Below are 21042 nucleotides of genomic sequence, written 5' to 3'. Positions count from 1 at the left end.
AAACGGCCATGAGGCACGACAAGGTCGGCTCCGTGATGACCACGGATGTCGTCCGCGCCGAGTACGCCACACCGTTCAAGGAGGTGGCGCGCCGGCTCGCGGACCACCGGATCAGCGGACTGCCGGTGGTGGACGAGCAGGACAAAGTCATCGGCGTCCTGTCCGAAACGGACCTGATGCTGCACCAGGCGGCCGCACCCGACCCCTACGAGCCACAGCGCCGCACCGCGTTCCGCGTGCTGATGCCCGGCGCCAGGCGGCGGGCCGCGAAGGCGAACGCCCGCACAGCCGGCCGGCTCATGACCGAACCGCCCGTCACCGTCCACGCCGACGACACCATCGCCGAGGCAGCCCGGACCATGACCCGGCGTCGGGTGGAGAGACTTCCCGTCGTGGACGAGCAGGGGCGGCTCGTCGGCATCGTCACCCGGCGCGACTTGCTCCGGGGTTTCCTGCGGCCGGACGCGGAGATCCGGGACGAGGTGATCGAGGAGGTACTGACACGCGCGCTGTGGATGCCGCTCAGAAGCGTCGACGTCACCGTCACCGCCGGCGTCGTCACTCTCACGGGACACATGGAGCGCAAGACCGAGACGGAGATCGCCCTCGCCATGACCCGACGCACGGTCGGCGTCGTCGACGTGGTCGACCACCTCACCTACCGACTGGACGACGCGGCCCTGCGTGCCGAAGCGCAGGCGCCGCACGGCGCGGCCGACGACCGGCCGCGCCGGCTGTGAGAGGAGGCGCATCGCCATGACCGACACCGTGCTGGTCACCTACGGATCCACGAACGGGTCGACAGCGCAGATCGCCGAAGCGGTCGCCGAGGTACTGCGCAAGGACGGGCTGACGGTCGACGCACTGCCGGCAGGCGCCGTGACGAGCGTGGCGTCGTACGACGCCGTGGTGGTCGGCGGCGGGCTGTACGCCGGGCGCTGGCAGAAGGACGCGCGCCGCTTCGTCCGCCGCCACCGCCATCTCCTCGCGGAGCGACCGGTCTGGTTCTTCAGCAGTGGCCCGCTGGACGCATCGGCATCGGAACGGGACATCCCGCCCGTGCGCGGTGTGAGGCGGGCGATGACACGCCTGTCCGTCCGGGAGCACGTCACCTTCGGTGGCTGCCTCGAGGAAGGCGCGAAGGGGCGTGTGGCCGGGATGATCCTCCGCTCCGGCAAGGGCGGCGACTTCCGGAACTTCGACGCGATCGAGACGTGGGCAGCGGGCGTGGCCCGCGAGCTGACGCGGGCGTAGGAGCGTGCTTCACGTCGGCGGCCGCGTCGGCACCACGGCAACGGGACAGGTCGCTCCCCGTAACAGCACGTGAGTGATGCTGTCCCGTTCCGTGCCTTGTGCGCGGCCCACCACGAGCTCGTCAGTTGGTCCTGTGGTTCCATCGGGGTCCGTCCAGGTCCCACTCCCGGCCCCACGCATCGATGCGCCGCCGGTCGAGCGGCCGCCGTGCGGCCGCGCCCGCTCCGCACGCCAGTCCGGTGAGAGCGAGGGCCGCCGCGGCGCCGAGCAGGCCCGCCTCGATGGCGGCCGTCGCGGGATCGGTCGGCTCGGAGACCAGGTGGCCCTGGCCGTCCTGCCAGACCGTGACCTCGGCTCCGGCCTCGTGACCGGTACTCACCGAAGTCCTGCCGGTCCGGGAGACGCCGTCGGGCGACGTCCAGCGCACGGACGCCGTCGTGCGATCGGCCGAGCGCACCGTCGCGGTCATCGTTCGAGGAACGTCGGTCAGGAGCACGGCTCGGACCGCGTGCCGTTCGGCCCTCTGTTCCGTGAACACCTCGTTCGCGGCCCGGGCCGTCGTCAGGCCTGCGACGGTGCCGCCCCCGATGACGGCCGTCCAGACGGCGAGCACGATCCAGGCCTCGACGATGTCGTCGCGCCGCCGCAGCGGGCTGTTCCGCCAGCGCCACAGCCGCTTCCTCGCGTACGCGCTGCCGTGCATGGGTCCGCGCCTCCGCCTCTTCGTCGTCATGGTGACTCCTTCGAAGGTGACAGCGGGGTTCGTGCCGAGGGATGGGCCGAACCGGGGCCGCATGGGGCCGTCCGGCCCCGACGCGCCGGCAGACGGAGGCCTTCAGCCCGGCAGCGGCACGAGGGCATCCGAGGAATCCGGCATCTCCGGCCGAATGTCGAAGACGCCGGACAGCCCGGTGGATCGAAGTATCCGGAGGAAGGAGGACTTGTCGGCGATCAGCCGCAGCCGACCCCGTCGCGCTCTGACGCGGTTGCGCGTTCGGCACAGGACGCTGAGCCCGACGCAGTCGATGAAGGACACGTCACGCAGGTCGATCACCAGATCGGGGTGCGGGCCGGCAGTGAGCGCGTCCAGGCGCGTCCTGAGCGGCTGTACGACCAGGAGGTCTATCTCACCGTGCAGTGTCACGACGGTCGCGCCTGCGGCACGGCGATCCGCTTGGTACGGCGCTGGCCTCGTGTGGTTTTCGGCCATGGGATCAGCAAAGTCGTCCGACAGGGTGGGAGGAAGGGCCGTTCGGTCCCTGTCGCGTGGGGCCGACAGGACTGCGCCGATCCTGCGGGCCGCCGACCGCTGGTGGACCCGTTCGGCAGGCCATGGGGGCCGGACGGCCCATGCGTCGCACCTCGGCACCGGACAGGCTGGACCCGCGGGGCGATCCCGGCGCTCAAGTCGACGCCGGGTCCGCAGAGGGCGGCGACCACCACCGCTCCTCCCGGCTCCGCACCAGACCGACGAGGGTGAGGAAGGTCATGAAAGGCTTTGTCTTCCACGGTCCCGGGCAGTCCGCCTGGCAGGAGGTCCCGGACCCCGCCGTCAAGGAGCCCACCGACGCCATCGTGCGGGTCGACGCCGTCACCATCTGCGGCACGGACCTGCACATCCTCAAAGGCGACGTCCCCGAGGTACGCCCGGGCACGGTCCTGGGGCATGAGGCCGTCGGCGAGATCGTGGAGGTCGGCGGCGACGTCCGGACCGTCCGTCCGGGCGACCGTGTGCTGGTCTCCTGCATCAGTGCCTGCGGGCGCTGCCGCTTCTGCCGCGAGAGCGCCTACGGCCAGTGCCGGGGCGGCGGGGGCTGGATCCTCGGCCACCTGATCGACGGCACCCAGGCCGAGTACGTCCGCGTCCCCTACGCCGACCTGTCCGTGCACGCCCTGCCCAGCGCGGTGCAGAGCAAGGACGCCGTCCTGCTGGCGGACATCTTCCCGACGTCGTACGAGGTGGGCGTCCTGAACGGCCACGTACGCCCGGGCGACACCGTCGCCGTCGTCGGAGCGGGCCCCATCGGCCTCGCGGCGATCACCACGGCGCGACTGTTCGCGCCCGAGCGGATCGTCGCCGTCGACCTGGCCCCGTCCCGGCTGGAAGCGGCCCGGCGGCTCGGCGCCGACGCCGTGGCCGACGCGCGTGAGGACCCCGAGCAGCTGATCGCCGACCTCACCGACGGGCTCGGCGCCGACGTCGTCATCGAGGCGGTCGGCGTGCCGGAGAGCTTCGAGCTCTGCACGCGGATGGTGCGCCCCGGCGGCCACGTGGCCAACGTCGGAGTCCACGGCAAGCCCGTCACGCTCCACCTGGAAGACCTGTGGATCAAGAACGTCACGATCACCACGGGCCTGGTGGACACGCACTCCACCCCGACCCTGCTGCGCATGGCCGCCGCCGGCCGACTGCCCACCGCACAGCTGGTCACCCACACCTTCCCGCTGGACCGCATGGAGGAGGCGTACGACGTCTTCGCCCGGGCCGCCGACACCGGCGCGCTCAAGGTGGTGCTCGGCGAACAGTCGCACGAGGAAGTCGCCGTCCCGGCGGCTTGACGAGAGGACGTGACGAGCCATGGCCGAACAGACACACGCGAGTGCGACGGAGCGGCTCCCTTCGGGTGACCTGGGTCGCCGACTCGCCGCACGCCGACTCCAACTCGGACTGACACACGAGGAGACGGCCGCCCGAGCGGACATGGACCCCGGCTATCTGCGTCACCTGGAGCAGCATTCCGACGCCGCCCCGAGCCGAGCCGCACTGCTCAAGCTGGCGGCTGCTCTGGAGACCACGCTCTCGGCGCTCACCGGAGGCGACGCCGAGCTGCCCCCCGGACCCGGACAGGCCGGGCATGATCCTCGATTCACCGAGCTGAGCAGGACCGAGTGCGGTGACCTGCTCTCGACCCACGGTGTGGGAAGGCTCGCGGTGCCCACGGCATCCGGGCCGGTGATCGTCCCCGTCAACTACGGCGTCATCGACGGCACGATCGTCTTCAGGACCGTACGCGGTGCGACGCCGGCGCTGGCGGTCGGCTGTTCCGTGGCCTTCGAGATCGACCGCATCGACGAGGCGTTCAGCCAGGGCTGGAGCGTACTGGTGCGGGGACACGCGCGCCTGGTGACGGACGTCTACGAAGCGAACCGCCTCACGGCACGGGCGCACAGCACACCATGGGCCGGCGGCCGGCGCGACATGTGGGTGCGGATCGATCCCTACTCCGTCACCGGACGCCGGATCACGGTCTGAACCGGGTCCTTCTCAGGGAGGCCCGGGACGGATGGCCCCTGGTCACGGCGTGCCGCACGGTCCGACCATGGACGCTGCGGCGCGCCCCCCATCGGGTGCGCGTCATCAGGTGCGAGAGAAGAGAAGGCAGATGTACGCCAACGACGGATTCCGCGAACTCGACCGGCAGGAGTGCGTACGCCTGCTGGGCACGGTCCCCGTGGGGCGCATCGTCCACACCCGGCAGGCGCTGCCCGCGGTGCTGCCCGTCAACTTCTGTCTGGACGGCGACGACGCGATCCTGCTGCGCACTTCCGCGACTTCGGAGTTGGTGGGTGCGATCGACGGGGCGGTGGTCGCCTTCGAGGCCGACGCGGTCGACGCCGCCGCTCACTCCGGCTGGAGCGTCGTGGTCACCGGCACCGCCACCTTGATCACCGACCCGGCCGAGCACACGCGGCTCCTGAGCGCGGGGCCGCGGTCCTGGGTGCCCGCGCCGCGGGAGGTCTTCGTCCGCATCGACCCGGAGCTGGTCCGGGGGCGTGAACTCGTCGGCGGACACACGTTGTACGGAGTGGACCTCGGCTCCTGAGCACTCAGGGCCGGGCCCGGCGCCTCACCGACTGTGAGGTCGCCCATTTTCCCCCGGACTTCGCTCATGCGACGGTGATGCTCTCGTCGAGGTAGACGTCCTGGACGGCGTGGAGAAGCTCGATGCCCTCGCCGGTGGGCCGCTGGAAGGCCTTGCGGCCGGTGATGAGGCCGGTGCCGCCGGCCCGTTTGTTGATCACCGCGGTCCGTACGGCCTGTGCGAGGTCCCCCTGGCCGGCCGAGGCGCCGCCGCTGTTGATCAGGCCGACACGGCCCATGTAGCAATTGGCCACCTGCCAGCGGGTGAGATCGATGGGGTGGTCGGTGCTGAGGGTGCCGTACAGGCGCTGATCGGTGCGGCCGAAGCCGAGTGCGCGGTAGCCGCCGTTGTTCTCCGGCTGCTTCTGCTTGACGATGTCTGCCTCGATGGTCACGCCGAGGTGATTGGCCTGGCCGGTGAGATCGGCCGACACCGAGTAGTCCACGCCGTCCTGCTTGAAGGCCGAGTTGCGCAGATAGCACCACAGCACGGTGAACATGCCCAGTTCATGAGCCCGGGCGAAGGCCACGCTGGCTTCCTGCAGCTGACGGTCCGACTGTTCCGAACCGAAGTAGACGGTGGCGCCGACGCCGGCGGCCCCGAGATCGAAGCACTGCTCGACATTGCCGAACATGATCTGGTCGTAGTGGTTCGGGTAGGTCAGCAGCTCGTTGTGATTCAGCTTCACGATGAAGGGGAGCTTGTGCGCGTACCACCGGGATACGGCTCCGAGCACCCCGAGCGTGCTGGCGACCGCGTTGCAGCCTCCCTCGACGGCGAGCTCGACGATGTTCTTGGGGTCCAGGTAGCGGGGGTTCGCGGCGAACGCCGATGCCGCTGAGTGCTCGATGCCCTGGTCGACCGGCAGTACGGACACGTACCCGGTACCGGCCAGACGGCCGTGGCCGAAGAGGGACTGGAGGTTGCGCAGCACCCGCGGCGAGCGGTCGGTGGCAGCCACGACCCGGTCGACGAAGTCATGACCGGGCAGTACGAGGTCTTCCCTGGGAATCCCGTGGGCGGTGTGGGTCAGCAGGTCCTTGGCCTCGTCGCCCAGCAGGCCCTGGATGTCGGTCATCGCTCCGCCTCTCCTGTGTACCGGGAGGCCACGTGCCGGTCTGTTGTGCATCGACGGACCCACCGGATGCGTGTCGCGTGCGAACCGTGAGCGGGAGCCCGGAGGCATCACGACCCGTTCGGCTTCGTCGCGTGTTCCCAGTCCACCATGGCGGGCGGCGCGGACGCTCGGCAGGGCCGTTCGGCCCCGCACCGAGGCCGAACGGCCCTTGCCGGTGAACCCGTCTCGGGGAGCGGACCCGCTGGTGGTGGGCCACCGCACCGGTCGCCGGACGGCCGAGGTGCGACGCGGGCCGGTCACTCACGCCGTACCGCACCACATCCGCTGCCCGGTGGCGGTCGTACCGCACGCCGGTCGACTGCGCGGAGGTCAGCCGAAGAACACCTCGAACTCGTCGTACAGCGACGGATCCACCCGCTTGGTCGTCGCCCTGGTCTCGGAGAGCGGGATACGGATGATCCGGGTACCGCGCAACGCCACCATGGTGCCGAAGTCCCCTTCTTTGACGGCGTCCACCGCGTGCAGCCCGAAGCGGGTCGCCAGCCACCGGTCGAAGGCGCTGGGTGTGCCGCCGCGCTGGACATGACCGAGTACCGTCGTGCGGGCATCCGTGCCGGTGCGTCGTGAGATCTCCTTGGCCAGCCACTCGCCGACACCGGACAGCCGCACATGACCGTATTCGTCCAGCGACCGGTCCTTGAGGATCATCTGTCCCTCTTTGGGAACCGCGCCCTCGGCGGCCACGACGATCGGCGCGTAGTTGAACTTGAATCGGCTCTGCACCCACGCACAGACCTCATCGACGTCGAACGGCTGCTCCGGGATGAGGATCACATTGGCGCCGCCCGCGACACCGGCGTGGAGCGCGATCCATCCGGAATGCCGTCCCATCACCTCTACCACCAGGGTGCGCATGTGCGACTCGGCGGTGGTGTGGAGACGGTCGATGGCCTCGGTCGCGATGTTGACCGCCGTGTCGAAGCCGAAGGTGTAGTCGGTGCCGGACACGTCGTTGTCGATCGTTTTCGGCACGCCGACCAGATTGATGCCCTGACGGCTCAGCTCGGAGGCGGCACCGAGAGTGTCCTCGCCGCCGATCACGACGAGCGCGTCGACCTGGTGGGCGGCCAGGGTGTTCTGGATGCGACGCACCCCGTCCTCGTGCTTGAACGGATTGGTGCGGGAGGAACCGAGAATGGTTCCTCCGCGTGGAAGGATCCCCCGCACGGTGGAGATGTCCAGCGGTACGACCTTGTCCTGGAGCGCACCGAGCCAGCCGTCACGCAGTCCGACGAAATCGAAGCCGTACTCCTGGACGCCTTTGCGGACGACGCTGCGGATCACGGCGTTGAGGCCGGGACAGTCCCCGCCGCCGGTCAGCACTCCTACCCTCATGGCTTCCTCCCATACCGGTCCGCGGTGAGGTCAGGCGGGTGGGACAGCCCTGGCCTCTCGGTGTGCGGCGCGGGACGCTTTCGCGTACAGGCGGCTCTTCCTCCAGCATGAGCGACGGCGACCGGGTCTGCGACCCGCCTCGGGCCCTGCCACCGGGGGCCTCCGGCCGCGCGAGGGGAGCGCGTTCTGCCGTGGCACACGGCCCTGCCGATGGTTCGACAGTCAGCACGGCCGGTGGGCGGGCCGGGACACCGCCGTCCAGGATCAACGCCGTACACGTGACCGCCCCTGCTGCGGTGAAGAGCGCAGTTCCATCGCCGCCACCGCCTATCCCGTCCGGCTGCTGAGAGGATCCCTCGGAATACCGTCGCACCGCCCGTGAACCGCCGCGACATACGGACCGGCTCCCGGATCCGGCGGCCTTCGCAGAGCACCAGGTCCGGGCCGTGGAGGGGGCGGTGGACGCCGAACCCCGGCCGGTCGGCGAAGGCCTCGGTCAGGTTCGGTCAGGGCTGGATGTCGAGTACCTGGGACACCGGGCGGCGCGGTGTGCCGGGACCCTTGGGGCCGTAGCCCAGACGAAGCACGATCTGTGTGTAGCCCGTACCGGTCAACGGGTCGCGCAGCGGCCAGCGCAGGTCCGTCCATTCGAGGGGCTGGGTCGCGAGGGAACCGGACAGGCCGTGGAGGGTGGCCAGCAACAGGACGCGTTCCATGGCCTGGCCGGCGCGGAGCCAGTCCTCCGGGCGGTCGTCGACCGTGCTGACGAGTGCCAACCGAGGTGCCTGTTCGAAATCGGCTGCCTCACGTCCCGCCACCTGCCGGGAACCCGCGAAGTCGCGCATGGGAGCCCGGCCCCCGCGCTTGCGCGGCCCGAAGGCGTAGTGCGGGACTCCGTCGTCGGCCGTGCCCGTCGACGGGGCGTCGATACGGGTCCACCGGGCCAGATCCTGGTCGCTTCCCGGGTCGGTGAGGTTGCGGGCTTCGGCTTCCTGTACCAGTTCCAGCACCTCCCACAGGCGCCATGAGGTGGGGAACGTCAGCTCCGCTCCCTCCACGCGGGCTGCCTCGGCCAGGACGTCACGCACGGCCTCGGGGATCTCCCTCTCGTCGAACGGGTAACGGCTGCTGTGGCGCTGGTGGATCGCGGCCCAGAGCGCGCCGAGACCTCCCTCGCCGCTTGCGGGACCGGCCACCCGCACGGTCGCCAGGAGGCCACGCTCAGCGAGGTCGGGCAGCAGCGCGGCATCCGGGTGCAGGCCCTCGTGGACCAGGGCGACCCTCAGATTCATCAGGGCGGCGCCGCAGCCGAGGTGCAGGCCGCGGGTGTCGGGGTCGGAGTGCGGCATGGCGCGCTCGAAGTCGGCACGCAGCTCGAAGGTGCGGTCCCGCCGGAGATAGCGGAAGCGCCAGGGCTGGGCGTTGTGCATCGAGGGGGCGGCAGCGGCGTCGTGGACCAGGGCCGTCACCTGATCCTCGGACAGGACTTGTCGGCTCACTGGAGCCTCCCTCGTGAGTCGGCGGCGTGCCGGGACGAGCACACCCACCGGTGGCCGGCTACCGATCGGCGGCCGTGATCCTGCGGCCGGTGACACTCGTCGGCCGGATCGACACCCACATCTCGCGTTCACCGCCCGGCCAGGGCGTGGTGTGGGCACGCTCGGTGAGCCTGCGCACGGTGTCGGGATCCGTGATGACGCCGGCTGGGCCGACGGCGAGCACGCTCCAGCCCTGGCTCAGGGCCTCGTCCACCTGGTCGACCTCGAAGGCGACCTCGGTTCCGACGGCGGCTGCGGGCAACGAGTCGGGTGCGGTCCGGAAGACGACCGTGTCGTCGACGACCTCGTAATTGACCGGGACGACCGCCGGCCGTCCGTCGGGCGCCGACACCGCGAGGCGCCCCACGCCGTGCGTGGAGAGCAGTCCACGGCATTCGTCCGGGCCGAGGTCTCGCAGCTGCGGGTGCGGCACGGCTTGGCCCCGGCCCGACGGAAGATCGATTCCCCCTCCGCGCAGAGCGGCGACGGTGGTGCCCAGTGCGTCGGCGAGCCGGATGAGGGCCCCCACGCTCGGGTCGGAGGGCTGCTCCTCCAGGTAGGCGAGGTAGCCGGGGGCCATGCGGGCGCGGCGGGCCGTCTCCTCCCGGCTGAGCCTCTGTCTCCCGCGCTCCACGGCCACGCGCCGGCCGATGTCGCCGGGGTTGCCCGCGGATGCGGCCCGCGCCTCGTCCGCCATCGGCCGAGCGGACTCGCCGGCGGTCTCATGTCGGACGTGCTCGACCGGGTGGACGTGCGCGTCGGCCCCGGGGAACACGAGCGTCACCTCGTCGGTGTCCGACCAGCGGACGTCGTAGGGAGGTGTTCCGTCCTCGTGGTGGAGCCCGACGATCTCACCTTCGCGTCTGGTGGCGCCCGTCGTCGTGCTCTCTATGACGAGCTGGTCGCCGAGGTGCGCTCGCATGCTGGCCGCCCTCTCCTCGTGATGGTCGGGACCCCTTCTGGTGAGTCCTCGATCTTCAGTCCCGCGCTGATGTGCCCGGTGTCGGAGTTCGGCGGGGCCGGCGTGCGGGACGTGTCATGGGTGATCCCTTCTTGGCGTCACGTGGGCCATCCGGCGACCTTGCGATCGCTCGGTCGGGATGTACCCATGCCCTGGATGTCGCGCTCGGCGGCCTTCAGCAGCTGCTGGGCGAGCTCGTTCATGGCCCGGCCCACCGCCAGCTCGTCGCCGATCTCCGGCACGTTCGCGTCCGTCGGGTGGCAGTGCGCGGCACCGCGGCTGGTCAGCGCGGTGGTGCCGGTGTCCAGGACCAGATGTGCTTTCGTCGTTCCCTCGTCGTCCTCGAAGAGATGGATACGGACCTTCCATTCCGACGTGTGCGGCATCGCTTACCTCCTCATCGCGTGCCGGTCCGATGTGGTCCGGGCACGGTTCGTTCCGGGATCGGGGAAGGCGTCGGGGCTGCCGACAGCTGCTCCTCGATGTGGTGCCGGACGCGGGCGGTGAGTTCACCGAGCGCCCGCGAGGCAACTGGGCGGGGCGCGACGGGTGCTCGGATCCGGCGCGCCGCCGACGGCAGCCCGTCCAGGTCCGCGCAGCATCCGGCCCGGCTCTCGGCGAGCGTGGGTGGCCCGCCGGTGCGCCGCCCTTCGCGCATCACCGTCTCCAGCAACGGAAGAGCCCCCTCGGGAGGCTGCTCGCCGGCGAGGCAGATCACGTCGGCGCACCCGGGGCGGCGGAACACCTGCTTGGGGCCGGGTGCCGTCACCTTGGCCGACGACAGCTTCATCACCGGCCTGCCGTCGTACTCCACCAGCTTGTACGCGGAGTCCAGATAGGGTGCGTCGGCCGACACCCCGACCCGGGTGCCGACGGCGAAGGTGTCGATGGGCGCCCCGGAGCGGACCAGGTCGTCCAGGGCGTACTCGTCGAGACCGCCGCTGGCGACGATCCGCACGTCTGTCAGACCCGCCCCGTCGAGGATGGCTCGCGCCCGTACCGCCAGGCTCCCGAGGTCGCCGCTGTCCAGCCGTACGGCGCAACCTGGCCCGCGGTCCAGGTCCCGCAGGACGCGTGCCGCGACCAGGACGCCCCCTTCGGTGTCGTAGGTGTCCACCAGGAGGGTCACCGGCCCGGGATGAGACCTCGCGAAGGCCCGGAAGGCGTCCTCCTCGCAGGAGAACGCCTCCACGAAGGAGTGCGCCATCGTGCCGACGGCGGGAACACCGAGAGCCGTGGCCGCCGCCACGTTGCTCGTCCCGGCGAAGCCGACCAGCGCGCCCAGGCGTGCGGCCTGGAACCCGGCCTGGGGACCGTGCGTGCGCCGCAGGGAGAAGTCCACGACCGGACGTCCCGCCGCCGCGAGCACACACCGCGCGGCCTTCGAAGCGACCGCCGTCTGATGACTCAGCTGATTCAGTACGTACGTCTCGACCAACTGCGCCTGCGGAAGTGGTGCCGTCACCTCGAGCAGGGGTTCTCCCGCGAGTACGACCCGCCCCTCCGGGACCGCCCGCACGCGGCCGGTGAACTCCGTTCCGAGCAGTGGCTGAAGATCTCGTGGCGGCCGGTGCAGAGCGGAGGCGAAGGCGTCGACGTCCTCCGGGCCCACACGGAAGCCGGACAAGTAGTCCAGGACCGACTCCAGCCCGGCCGCGATCAGGAAGCCACGCCCAGGAGGGAGGTCACGGACGAACAGGCTGAATGTCGCCGGGCCCGTCATTCCCTCTTGCAGGTAGGACATGACCATCGTCACTTCGTACAGATCGGTGGTCGTCGCATCCGACATCTGGGCACCTCCTCGGCCTCCGTCCTGTGTTCCCCGGCCCGTGTACCGCCTGTCACGGGTGGAAGCGTCCGGACCATCGCGGCTCCACCAGGTCCCACTCGGCGTCCCACCGCGCGTACCTGCCCCGGTCCAGCACCAGGCGCGTTCCCGCCCATGCCCCGTAGGTCCCGACGGCCACGCCGAAGGCCGCCACAACGCCCACGAACCAACCAGAAGTGGTCGCGGCCAGTGTGCTCATCGGCGGAGCGACGATGGTTCCGTCACGGTTCACCCACACCCGCACGGCCGCGCCCTCGGGCGTTCCCGGCCTCACGAGGGCAGCTCCCGTGCGCGCGACACCCTTGCCGTCGGTCCAGCGGACCTGCGCCGCTCGTTTCGCCCGGTCGTCGCCGCTCTTGACGCTCGCAGTCAGTCGGGCGGTGACCTCGTGCCGCTCCGCCCGCTGGACCCGCACGGTGCTCATCGATGCCTCGTAGGCCGTCAGACCCGCGCTGATCGCGGCGGTCGGCAGCCCGAGGACGAGGATGATCATCAGGACGCGACGGAGCTGGCGTTCGAACGTGTCCGACCTGCGCTTCAGCGGGTTCGCGCCCTTCGGCGCGTGTGCGTCGCGCGGCGAGGGCGGACCGGATGCGTACGGCGGTCCCTGTGCGCTCATGACTCGGCCTCCAGCAGGCAGCTGGTTCGTCGCCCCCTGTTCCCACCGTCGGGCGGCACGGGCCTCCGGCACAGGGCCGAAGGTCCCTGAGTGACCGACTTCCGGCCCGGAGCCGGTCTCCGGCGGACGCGGTCGTAACGGCACTTTCAGCATCCCTCCTCCTCGGGTCCACATGCGCCCGGGGAGGGAATGGGGTTCTCTCGAAGAAGGAACGCAGCACGCCCGGCATGCCGGCGACATCAGCCCGGACGACACGCCATCGGACTCGTTCATCGTCATTCACCGGCACATCCAGCTTCGTACGAGACGGAGGCCGCCGCCATGCAACCAGTTGTCACCGTGGGCCTTGACGGCTCACCCGAGAGCCTTGCCGCCGCCAGATGGGCGGCAGACGAGGCCGAGAAGCGCAAGCTCACCTTGCGCCTGCTGCACGCGTGGCCGCTGCTGGCCCCGCAACCGGCCGGCGCCCCCGCCGAAGTCGACCAGAACTACTGGGCGAAGCGTCTCGTCCACACCGCGCAGGCGGAATTGCAGGCGCACCACCCGGGTCTGTCCGTCATCGGGAGCCTGGTTGCCGAAGACGCCCAGGAGGCTTTGCTCCACGCGGCGTCGGAGTCCGAGATGCTCGTGCTGGGGTCTCGAGGGATGGACACAGTCCAGAGCTATTTCATGGGCGACGTCAGCATGCCTGTCGTGGCGCGGGCCGAGCGGCCGGTCGTCCTCGTCCGCGCGGAGAGCGCGCAGGACGGAGCACACCCCGCACCCGCACATCGCGTGGTCGTCGCGTTGCAACTGCACGGTTCCAGCGACGACCTGCTCGACTTCGCGTTCCACAGCGCCGCCGCCAGGGACGTTCCCCTCCTGGCCGTACACGGCCGAAGCGTGCCGCTCCACGCGCGCATGCCCTGGGGCGTCGACCACGACGTCACCGACGAGGTGACGCGGAACGCACAGAAGGAGTTGAACAACGCGCTCCGGCCCTGGCGCGAGAAGTACCCGCAGGTGGACGTGGCCCACAGCATCCGTCTGGAGAGCCCCGCCAAGGCCGTCGTGCAGGCTGCCCACGGCGCCGCGCTGCTGGTCGTCGGCCGGCGCGCGCACCGACACGGTGTGGCACCCCACCTGGGTTCCGTCGCGCACGCCGCCCTCCATCACGGCCGCTGCCCCGTCGCCGTCGTCCCCCATGACTGAACCCGGCCACACCGGGACGGAGCCGTGGCGCGCGCAGGTGTGCGAGACCCACACCGCGATCGTTTTCTTCGCCGGTGGCCGTGCCTACAAGGTCAAGAAGCCGGTGAACCTGGGATTCCTCGACTACAGCACGCGGACGGCACGCCTCGCGGCGTGCGAACGCGAGGTCGCACTCAACCGCCGCTTCGCTCCGGACGTGTATCTGGGCCTGGGCGAAGTGACCGGTCCTGGAGCCGACGCCCCGGAACCGCTCGTGGTGATGCGGCGCATGCCGGCGGACCGGCGTCTGTCCCGGCTGGTACGAGGAGGCGCCGACGTCGACGACAGCCTCCGGGCCGTCGCCCGGCGCCTGGCCGTGTGGCACGCGGAGGCGCCCCGCGGCCGGGACGTGGACGAACAGGGCACGCGGGACGCTCTGTCATCCAGGTGGGAGGCGAGCTTCGCCCAGGTCCGCGCGCTGACCGGCGAAGGCTCCGTGCCCGACGGTGTGCCCGAGGCCGAGCGGCTGGTGCGCCGGTATCTCGCAGGCCGCGAGCCGCTGTTCGACTCCCGCATCCAGCAGCGGCGGGTGGTCGACGGCCACGGCGACCTTCTGGCCGAGGACGTCTTCTGCCTCGACGACGGTCCCCGTGTCCTGGACTGCCTGGAGTTCGACGACCGCCTCCGCTACGTCGACGGCCTCGACGACGCCGCCTTCCTCGCCATGGACCTGGAACAGCTCGGCGCCCCGGAGGAAGCGGCGTACTTCCTCGCCCGTTACAGCGAGTACTCCGGCGATCCGGCGCCGCCGTCCCTGTGGCATCACTACGTCGCCTACCGCGCGTTCGTCCGCGCCAAGGTCTCCCTGATCCAGGCCCGTCAGGGGACGCCCGGCATGGAAGCGGCATCACAACGGCTGGTCGCGACGACCTTGCGCCATCTGCGTACCTCGGCGGTCTGCGTGACGGTCGTGGGTGGACTGCCCGGGAGCGGGAAGTCCACCCTCTCCGGTGCCCTGGCCGACCGGCTGGGAGTCACCCTGCTCAGCAGCGACCGCATGCGCAAGGAGCTGGCCGGCATCGCCCCGGAGCAGTCCGCGGCGGCCGGCTACGGCGAGGGACTGTACACACCCGAATGGACGGCCAGGACCTACGCCGCCCTGCTCGACCGCGCGGCCGCGCTGCTGTCGTCCGGTGAGTCGGTCGTACTGGACGCCACCTGGTCCGACGCCGAGCAGCGCGCGGCGGCGCACCGCATGGCCGAGCGCACCAGCGCCGACCTGGTCGCTCTGCACTGCGATGTTCCGGCCGACGTGTCAGCGGCACGGCTGAGCACGCGTGCTTCCGGCCCGTCCGACGCCGACGTCGGCATCGCCGCCGCCATGGCGGCGGACGAACCGCCGTGGCCGGAAGCCGTCGCGGTCGACACCGGCGGGGCTCTGGAGTCCGCGGTCTCCCGGGCGCTCGCTGCCGCAAGGCCATGGGGCACGGATCAGGCACCGGTCTTCCGCCGCCCCTACATGGAGCCGGGCTAGAGGAGCCGCCCGAGATCGTCCCGCACCGCGGCCGGCGACGACATCGGTTCCCCTGAGCACGCAGTTGCGAGCTTCCAGCGATGAGGCGGCGGCCACCGGGTCGGCCGTACGGACCACGGCGTTGCTCTCGCCGGTCGACGGAGCGTTGTTCGCTGTCGGCTCGTGCGCCTCGACCACCCGGCAGTCCGCCGGCACCGCGTCCCGGCCTCCAGCACCACCATGTCGCTTCGTCCCGGCCTGGCGGGCGCACGTTCCCGGACTGCCGCGCGCGGAGACGGGCGGAGCGACACCGCGGGGGATCGGTGCCGCTCCTGTTCACCCGGTGCGATGGATCGTCCATGCGGCTGACGGCGGTGATGGCCCCACCTCCTGGGGCCGAACGCCCCCGGGCACGTCAGCGGCTGTCGCTCCCTTCCGTCACGGGCAGGGCGGCCCGGCCGGCCTCCAGCCGCGCCACCGGGACACGGAACGGGGAGCAGGAGACGTAGTCCAGGCCCGCCGCATGGAAGAAGTGCACGGACTCGGGGTCGCCGCCGTGTTCGCCGCAGACGCCGATCTTCAGGTCGGGGCGTGCGGCGCGGCCCTCGTCGACCGCGATCCGGATGAGTCGGCCCACTCCTTCGCGGTCGAGGGTCTCGAAGGGGGAGGTGGCGAAGATGCCCTTGTCGAGGTAGGCGGAGAAGAACGCGGCCTCGACGTCGTCGCGGGAGAAGCCCCACGTGGTCTGCGTCAGGTCGTTCGTGCCGAAGGAGAAGAACTCGGCCTCCTCGGCGATCCGGCCCGCGGTGAGCGCCGCCCGGGGAAGTTCGATCATGGTGCCGACGGGGCAGTGCAGGGGCACGCCCGTCTCGGCGGTGACCTCGGCGAGCACCCGCTCCACCTCCTCGCGGGCGAGCCGGAGTTCCTCGACCGCGCCGACCAGCGGCACCATGATCTCGGCCTCGGGGGAGCCCCCTGCCCTCATTCGTGCCACGACCGCCTCGGCGATCGCCCGTACCTGCATGGCGACCAGTCCGGGCACCACCAGGCCCAGCCGCACGCCCCGCAGACCGAGCATCGGGTTCTCCTCGTGCATGCGGTTCACCGCGTCGAGCAACTCGACGTCATGCGGGTCCGGTTGCCCGCCACGGGCCTCGGCTGCGGCGATCCGTACGGCGAGTCCGGTGTGGTCGGGGAGGAACTCGTGCAGCGGCGGGTCGAGCAGGCGGATGGTCACGGGCAGACCGTCCATGGCCTCCAGGATGCCGGCGAAGTCCTGCCGCTGAAGTGGGAGAAGAGCGTTCAGCGCCCGGTCGCGTTCGGCGTCGGTGCGGGCGAGGATCATCCGCTCGACCAGCTTGCGCCGCTCGCCGAGGAACATGTGCTCGGTACGGCACAGACCGATGCCCTGCGCGCCGAAGCGGCGGGCGCGGGCCGCGTCCTCGGGGGTGTCGGCGTTCGCCCGGACCTCCAGCCGCCGTACGGAGTCGGCGTGCTGGAGGGCGCGGGCCACCCCGGCCACCACGCGGTCGGACTCTTCGCCGGTCTCCAGGTAGCGCATGGCGGCGGAGGCGACCAGCGGGACTTCACCCGCGTACACGGCGCCGACGGAGCCGTCCACCGAGATGACCGTGCCCTGCTCGACGACGGTGCCGTCGGGGGTGGTGAACCGCCGGGCCTCGGTGTGCACGGTGAGTTCCTCCGCGCCGCAGACGCACACCTTGCCCATGCCGCGGGCGACGACGGCCGCGTGGCTCGTCTTGCCGCCCCGGCTGGTCAGCACGGCTTCGGCGGCCACCATGCCGGGCAGGTCGTCCGGGGTGGTCTCCTGGCGGACGAGCACCACCTTCTCGCCGGCCGCGGCACGCCGTACGGCCTCGGCGGAGTCGAACACCGCCGCGCCGACCGCCGCACCCGGGGAGGCCGGAAGCCCGTGGGCGAGCGCCTCGCCGGTGACGGCGGTGTCGAAGCGGGGGAACATCAGCCGGGCGAGGCCGTCCCCGCCGACCCGGGCCAGTGCTTCCTCCGGCGTGATCTGCCCTTCGTCCACCAACTCGGCGGCGATGGCGAACGCGGCCTCTGCGGTCCGCTTGCCGACCCGGGTCTGGAGCATCCACAGCGTGCCGCGCTCGATCGTGAACTCGATGTCGCAGAGGTCGCGGTAGTGGCGCTCCAGGGTCCCCATGTGGTCGAGCAGCCGTCGGTACGAGTCCGCGTCCAGCCGCTCGAGATCGGCCAGCGGCACGGTGTTGCGGATGCCGGCGACGACGTCCTCGCCCTGGGCGTTGGAGAGGTAGTCGCCGTAGAGGCCGGGCCGCCCGGTGGCGGGGTCGCGGGTGAAGGCGACGCCGCTGCCGGAGTCGGTGCCCCGGTTGCCGTACACCATGCGCTGTACGGTGACGGCGGTGCCCAGGTCGTCGGGGATGTGCTCGCGCCTGCGGTACAGCCGGGCCCGTTCGCCGTTCCAGGAACGGAAGACCGCGAGGATCGCCAGGCGCAGTTGCTCGGCGGGGGACTGGGGGAACTCCTGTCCCGTCTCGTCGTGGATCAGCCGCTTGTACGTCTCGACGAGCCAGGCGAGGTCGTTCGCGTCGAGGTGCAGGTCGTCAGGGGCTTCGCGGGTCTCCTTGAGCAGGGTCATGGCCTCGTCGAACAGGGCCGAGTCGACCCCCATGACCGTGCTGCCGAACATCTGAACGAGTCGGCGGTAGGAGTCCCAGGCGAAGCGGTCGCTGCCGGACGCCTTGGCCAGTCCGAGGACGGATTCGTCGTTGAGGCCGATGTCCAGGACGGTCTCCATCATGCCGGGCATGGAGAACCGCGCTCCGGACCGGACGGACACCAGCAGCGGATCGTCACGCTGGCCCAGCAGGCGCCCGGCGGACTTCTCCAGGACGGACAGGTGCCGGGACACCTCCTCCAGCATGCCCTCCGGTTCCGCGCCGTTCGCCAGGAAGGCCCGACACGCCTCGGTGGTCACGGTGAAGCCCGACGGGACCGGCAGGCCCAGCCGGGTCATCTCGGCCAGGTTGGCCCCCTTGCCACCGAGCAGGTCGGCCATGTCACGGCCGCCGTCTGTGAACTCGTACACGTAACGGACCATGACGCCGGTCTCCTCGCTGTGTCCGCGGACTCGGTACGACTCCAGCGTCCGGCGACGGCGGCGCCGGGGACAGGTGCTGTCCGTCCCGTCCGGTGGGCCGACCGGCCCCCCTTTGCACGCACCGGGTCCGGCCTGTGGCGGGCACACCGACGGGCATGGCGACTCGGCCGGTTCCGCTTACGCCCCGGACCGGCGACCGTTACCGTGGCACATGGTCGGACCAGTGGGTGTCCGTTCGGTGAGCGGACTTGGAGGAACACAGGTGGGAAGCCCCGAGGAAGCCCGTGTACGGCTGCCTCAGCTCAGGCTGGACGAGCTGCTGGAGGAGTTGCAGGCCCGGCTGGACGCCGCGCGAGGCACTCGGGACCGGGTGCACAGCCTGCTGGAGGCCGTGCTCTCGGTCGGCCGGGAGCTGGACCTCGAGCAGGCCCTCCACAGCATTGTCGAAGCGGCTGCGGCGCTCGTCGACGCGGAGTACGCCGCGCTGGGCGTGATCGGTCCTGACGGCAAGCGGCTGTCGGCCTTCCACACCATCGGGGTCGCCGAGGAGCAGATCGACGCGATCGGCCCCTACCCCGAGGGGCACGGCATCCTCGGAGAGCTGATCCGCCACCCGGAGCCCCTCCGGCTCGCGAAGATCTCCGAGCACCCGGCCTCGTACGGCTTCCCGCCCGACCACCCGCCGATGAACACCTTCCTCGGCGTCCCGATCCGGGTCCGCGACCAGGTGTTCGGCAACCTGTACCTGACCGAGAAGCGCGGCGGTGGGCAGTTCGACGAGGAGGACATCTCCGTCACGCTCACCCTGGCCGTCGCGGCCGGCGTCGCCATCGACAACGCCCGGCTGTACGCCGAGTCCCGGTTGCGCGAGCGCTGGCTTCGGGCGAACGCCGAGATCACCCACAGCCTGATGGCGGGTGGTGGGCGCACCGAGGTCCTTCGCCTGATCGCCGAACGGGCGGGCGAGATCACCGAGGCGGCGCTGGCGGCGGTCGCCCTGCCCCTGGAGGACACCGGGTCGCTCGGCGTCGAGATCGCCGTCGGACTGGACGCCGACGCGCACCGGGGCCTCGTCCTGTCGATGGACAGGAGCCTGATGGGACTTGCCTTCTCCGGAGCGGCTCCGGTCACCAGCGAGGACGTCGCCCACGACGAGCGGATCTCCCTGGAGCCTCCGCGCTTCGGGGGGCTGGGCCCCGCCGTGGCCATGCCCATCGGTACCGGCGACGCGGGTGCGCGTGGTGTGGTGCTGCTGGCGCGGGAAGCCGGCCGGCCGGTGTTCACTGCGACGGAGACCGAGACCTTGCGGGTATTCGCCGCGCAGGCCGCCGTCGCGATGGAGCTGGCGGAGCGCCGTCAGGACGCCGAGCGGATCGCCGTGCTCACGGACCGCGACCGCATCGCACGCGACCTGCACGACCTCGCGATCCAGCGGCTCTTCGCCACCGGCATGACGCTGCAGAGCGCGGGCCGCTTCATCGAACATCCCGAGGCTTCCGAGCGCGTGGCGCGGGCTGTCGACGACCTCGACGAGACCATCAAGATCATCCGCTCGACGATCTTCGGCCTACGCACCCGCGAGGGAGCCGACGGCACCGGACTACGGGCCCGCGCGATGCGGGTCGTGGGGGAGGCGGCGCCGGTCCTGGCCTTCGCCCCCAGTGTGCGGATGGAAGGCCTGCTGGACACCGATGTGCCGAAGGAGGTCGCCGATCACGTCGTGGCCGTCCTCTCCGAGGCTCTGACCAACATCGCGCGTCACGCCCGTGCCGACCGGGCCGAGGTGGTCCTCACGACCGACGGGCGCGAGGTGCGGTTGTCGATCACGGACAACGGCGTCGGCATTCCGCCCGAGGGCCGCCGCAGCGGACTGCGGAACATGGCGGAGCGGGCCGAGCAACTGGGCGGTCGCCTCGAACTGGCGAAACCCTCCGGCGGTGGCACCTCGCTGATGTGGCGGGCACCGGTGCAGGAAGGTTAGGCGTCCGTCCCACACACCGCTGCGGCGCGACGCCGTAGGGCGCCGATCGCTCGTCGAGGTACGTCACAGCAGGTCACTCCGCTCCGAGGCGTGCGGAGAGGTGGCAGCGGACGTCGACGACGCCCTCGACGGCCCGCGCCAGGCGTTCGGCCACCGGTACCAACCGCGGGCCCTCCACCCATCCCGTGAGGGTGACGACGCCCTCGGCCACCTCGACCCGGATGTGGTCGGCGGACAGCGGGAACAGACGGTCGACGACCTCATGGCGCACCTCCTCGGTGAGCTCCTCGTCGTCGCGCAGGAACACCTTGAGCAGATCCGAGCGGCTGACGACGCCCTGGAGCATGCCCTCGTCGTCGATCACCGGCAGCCGCTTGACGCCGCGCCGGGCCATGATGCGGGCCGCCTCGGCCAGAGTGGTGGTGCCGTGCACGGTGATCGCCGGGCTGCTCATCAGTTCCTCGGCAGTCACCGCGCCGGCCTTGGCCAGGTCGGACAGCCTCCGCTGCTGGGTGAACCGGTCCGGATCGCTGTCCCGGAACTCTTCCTTCGGCAGCAGATCCGCCTCCGAGACGACGCCGATCACCCGGCCCTCGCCCTCGAGCACGGGGAGGGCGCTGACCTTCCAACGCTCCATGAGCTGGACGATGTCCTTGAACAACGCGTCGCGGCCGACGGCGATGACGGCGCGTGTCATCACGTCGCTCACGACGTGCGGGCTGCTGTTCATGGTCTCCTC

At 71.1% G+C, this 21042-nt stretch carries 19 protein-coding genes; 8 read left to right on the top strand and 11 right to left on the bottom strand.

Annotated features, from left to right (window positions below):
- Window positions 1-8: 8 nt before the first annotated feature.
- Together OHU34_RS04535 and OHU34_RS04530 are read left to right on the top strand one after the other, a co-directional pair.
- Entirely contained in the window at window positions 9-740 is a 732-nt protein-coding gene (locus tag OHU34_RS04535; protein ID WP_142267597.1) for a CBS domain-containing protein, read from the top strand.
- 16 nt (window positions 741-756) lie between these two features.
- Window positions 757-1254: a flavodoxin domain-containing protein gene (locus tag OHU34_RS04530; RefSeq protein ID WP_230193600.1), complete on the top strand. Its 498-nt coding sequence runs from the start codon at window positions 757-759 to the stop codon at window positions 1252-1254.
- Between the two features lie 121 nt (window positions 1255-1375).
- On the opposite strand, the gene OHU34_RS04525 is transcribed toward OHU34_RS04530, so the two are convergent.
- Both OHU34_RS04525 and OHU34_RS04520 read right to left on the bottom strand, forming a co-directional pair.
- Window positions 1376-1987: a hypothetical protein gene (locus tag OHU34_RS04525; RefSeq protein WP_230193601.1), complete on the bottom strand. Its 612-nt coding sequence runs from the start codon at window positions 1985-1987 to the stop codon at window positions 1376-1378.
- Between the two features lie 102 nt (window positions 1988-2089).
- Window positions 2090-2398 carry an STAS domain-containing protein gene (locus OHU34_RS04520; RefSeq protein ID WP_230193602.1) on the bottom strand — a complete coding sequence of 103 codons (309 nt, stop codon included), beginning with the start codon at window positions 2396-2398 and terminating at the stop codon, window positions 2090-2092.
- A gap of 344 nt (window positions 2399-2742) precedes the next feature.
- On the opposite strand from OHU34_RS04520, the gene OHU34_RS04515 reads away from it, so the two are divergent.
- From OHU34_RS04515 to OHU34_RS04505, 3 genes are all read left to right on the top strand, one after another.
- On the top strand, window positions 2743-3813 hold the full coding sequence (locus OHU34_RS04515) for a zinc-dependent alcohol dehydrogenase family protein (RefSeq protein WP_142267600.1): 1071 nt from the start codon (window positions 2743-2745) through the stop codon (window positions 3811-3813).
- A gap of 19 nt (window positions 3814-3832) precedes the next feature.
- Window positions 3833-4507, top strand: a complete 675-nt coding sequence (locus OHU34_RS04510) for a pyridoxamine 5'-phosphate oxidase family protein (protein ID WP_142267601.1) — start codon at window positions 3833-3835, stop codon at window positions 4505-4507.
- A gap of 130 nt (window positions 4508-4637) precedes the next feature.
- The gene (locus OHU34_RS04505; RefSeq protein ID WP_142267602.1) at window positions 4638-5078 is read left to right on the top strand and encodes a pyridoxamine 5'-phosphate oxidase family protein; all 441 of its coding nucleotides are present in this window, start codon (window positions 4638-4640) and stop codon (window positions 5076-5078) included.
- Between the two features lie 64 nt (window positions 5079-5142).
- Here the strand turns inward: OHU34_RS04505 and OHU34_RS04500 are convergent, their stop codons facing one another.
- The 7 genes from OHU34_RS04500 to OHU34_RS04470 form a co-directional block, all read right to left on the bottom strand.
- On the bottom strand, window positions 5143-6195 hold the full coding sequence (locus OHU34_RS04500) for a class I fructose-bisphosphate aldolase (RefSeq protein WP_142267603.1): 1053 nt from the start codon (window positions 6193-6195) through the stop codon (window positions 5143-5145).
- Between the two features lie 369 nt (window positions 6196-6564).
- Window positions 6565-7590, bottom strand: a complete 1026-nt coding sequence (locus tag OHU34_RS04495; RefSeq protein WP_142267604.1) for a 6-phosphofructokinase — start codon at window positions 7588-7590, stop codon at window positions 6565-6567.
- 506 nt (window positions 7591-8096) lie between these two features.
- On the bottom strand, window positions 8097-9089 hold the full coding sequence (locus OHU34_RS04490; RefSeq protein ID WP_372481662.1) for an Acg family FMN-binding oxidoreductase: 993 nt from the start codon (window positions 9087-9089) through the stop codon (window positions 8097-8099).
- Window positions 9090-9147: 58 nt separating this feature from the next.
- Complete coding sequence (locus OHU34_RS04485) at window positions 9148-10050, bottom strand: pyridoxamine 5'-phosphate oxidase family protein (RefSeq protein ID WP_405764877.1); 903 nt, start codon at window positions 10048-10050, stop codon at window positions 9148-9150.
- Between the two features lie 137 nt (window positions 10051-10187).
- A complete protein-coding gene (locus OHU34_RS04480; RefSeq protein ID WP_142267606.1) occupies window positions 10188-10475 on the bottom strand; it encodes a DUF1876 domain-containing protein in 288 nt (95 codons plus the stop codon).
- An 11-nt stretch (window positions 10476-10486) separates the two neighbouring features.
- Window positions 10487-11878, bottom strand: coding sequence for a nicotinate phosphoribosyltransferase (locus OHU34_RS04475; RefSeq protein WP_405764875.1), 1392 nt, complete (start codon window positions 11876-11878; stop codon window positions 10487-10489).
- Between the two features lie 52 nt (window positions 11879-11930).
- Window positions 11931-12536, bottom strand: a complete 606-nt coding sequence (locus OHU34_RS04470) for a hypothetical protein (RefSeq protein WP_142267608.1) — start codon at window positions 12534-12536, stop codon at window positions 11931-11933.
- Window positions 12537-12857: 321 nt separating this feature from the next.
- Between OHU34_RS04470 and OHU34_RS04465 the strand changes: the two genes are divergently transcribed.
- Both OHU34_RS04465 and OHU34_RS04460 read left to right on the top strand, forming a co-directional pair.
- Window positions 12858-13727: a universal stress protein gene (locus OHU34_RS04465; RefSeq protein WP_230193606.1), complete on the top strand. Its 870-nt coding sequence runs from the start codon at window positions 12858-12860 to the stop codon at window positions 13725-13727.
- Window positions 13720-15240, top strand: coding sequence for an AAA family ATPase (locus OHU34_RS04460; RefSeq protein WP_405764872.1), 1521 nt, complete (start codon window positions 13720-13722; stop codon window positions 15238-15240). Before OHU34_RS04465 ends, OHU34_RS04460 begins: the two co-directional genes overlap by 8 nt.
- A gap of 394 nt (window positions 15241-15634) precedes the next feature.
- Here the strand turns inward: OHU34_RS04460 and ppdK are convergent, their stop codons facing one another.
- Window positions 15635-18322 (bottom strand): pyruvate, phosphate dikinase, encoded by a 2688-nt coding sequence (gene ppdK / locus OHU34_RS04455; protein WP_142267610.1) that lies wholly within the window; start codon window positions 18320-18322, stop codon window positions 15635-15637.
- Window positions 18323-18584: 262 nt separating this feature from the next.
- Here ppdK and OHU34_RS04450 point away from each other — a divergent pair, with 262 nt between their 5' ends.
- On the top strand, window positions 18585-20303 hold the full coding sequence (locus tag OHU34_RS04450) for a GAF domain-containing protein (protein WP_405764868.1): 1719 nt from the start codon (window positions 18585-18587) through the stop codon (window positions 20301-20303).
- A gap of 73 nt (window positions 20304-20376) precedes the next feature.
- Here OHU34_RS04450 and OHU34_RS04445 read toward each other — a convergent pair whose 3' ends face one another.
- Window positions 20377-21033 carry a CBS domain-containing protein gene (locus OHU34_RS04445; RefSeq protein ID WP_142267612.1) on the bottom strand — a complete coding sequence of 219 codons (657 nt, stop codon included), beginning with the start codon at window positions 21031-21033 and terminating at the stop codon, window positions 20377-20379.
- Between the last annotated feature and the right edge of the window lie 9 nt (window positions 21034-21042).

It is taken from the genome of Streptomyces sp. NBC_00080 (assembly GCF_045041255.1).
GTDB lineage: Bacteria > Actinomycetota > Actinomycetes > Streptomycetales > Streptomycetaceae > Streptomyces > Streptomyces coriariae.
This window is presented reverse-complemented; position numbering and strand designations above follow the sequence as displayed.

Excerpts from the sequence above, each read along its gene's own strand:
- OHU34_RS04460 (WP_405764872.1), top strand. The coding sequence starts at position 13,720 with ATGACTGAACCCGGCCACACCGGGACGGAGCCGTGGCGCGCGCAGGTG.
- OHU34_RS04505 (WP_142267602.1), top strand. The coding sequence starts at position 4,638 with ATGTACGCCAACGACGGATTCCGCGAACTCGACCGGCAGGAGTGCGTA.
- OHU34_RS04445 (WP_142267612.1), bottom strand. The coding sequence starts at position 21,033 with ATGAACAGCAGCCCGCACGTCGTGAGCGACGTGATGACACGCGCCGTC.
- OHU34_RS04515 (WP_142267600.1), top strand. The coding sequence starts at position 2,743 with ATGAAAGGCTTTGTCTTCCACGGTCCCGGGCAGTCCGCCTGGCAGGAG.
- OHU34_RS04525 (WP_230193601.1), bottom strand. The coding sequence starts at position 1,987 with ATGACGACGAAGAGGCGGAGGCGCGGACCCATGCACGGCAGCGCGTAC.
- ppdK (WP_142267610.1), bottom strand. The coding sequence starts at position 18,322 with ATGGTCCGTTACGTGTACGAGTTCACAGACGGCGGCCGTGACATGGCC.
- OHU34_RS04485 (WP_405764877.1), bottom strand. The coding sequence starts at position 10,050 with ATGCGAGCGCACCTCGGCGACCAGCTCGTCATAGAGAGCACGACGACG.
- OHU34_RS04465 (WP_230193606.1), top strand. The coding sequence starts at position 12,858 with ATGCAACCAGTTGTCACCGTGGGCCTTGACGGCTCACCCGAGAGCCTT.
- OHU34_RS04470 (WP_142267608.1), bottom strand. The coding sequence starts at position 12,536 with ATGAGCGCACAGGGACCGCCGTACGCATCCGGTCCGCCCTCGCCGCGC.
- OHU34_RS04530 (WP_230193600.1), top strand. The coding sequence starts at position 757 with ATGACCGACACCGTGCTGGTCACCTACGGATCCACGAACGGGTCGACA.
- OHU34_RS04475 (WP_405764875.1), bottom strand. The coding sequence starts at position 11,878 with ATGTCGGATGCGACGACCACCGATCTGTACGAAGTGACGATGGTCATG.
- OHU34_RS04495 (WP_142267604.1), bottom strand. The coding sequence starts at position 7,590 with ATGAGGGTAGGAGTGCTGACCGGCGGCGGGGACTGTCCCGGCCTCAAC.
- OHU34_RS04480 (WP_142267606.1), bottom strand. The coding sequence starts at position 10,475 with ATGCCGCACACGTCGGAATGGAAGGTCCGTATCCATCTCTTCGAGGAC.
- OHU34_RS04510 (WP_142267601.1), top strand. The coding sequence starts at position 3,833 with ATGGCCGAACAGACACACGCGAGTGCGACGGAGCGGCTCCCTTCGGGT.
- OHU34_RS04500 (WP_142267603.1), bottom strand. The coding sequence starts at position 6,195 with ATGACCGACATCCAGGGCCTGCTGGGCGACGAGGCCAAGGACCTGCTG.
- OHU34_RS04535 (WP_142267597.1), top strand. The coding sequence starts at position 9 with ATGAGGCACGACAAGGTCGGCTCCGTGATGACCACGGATGTCGTCCGC.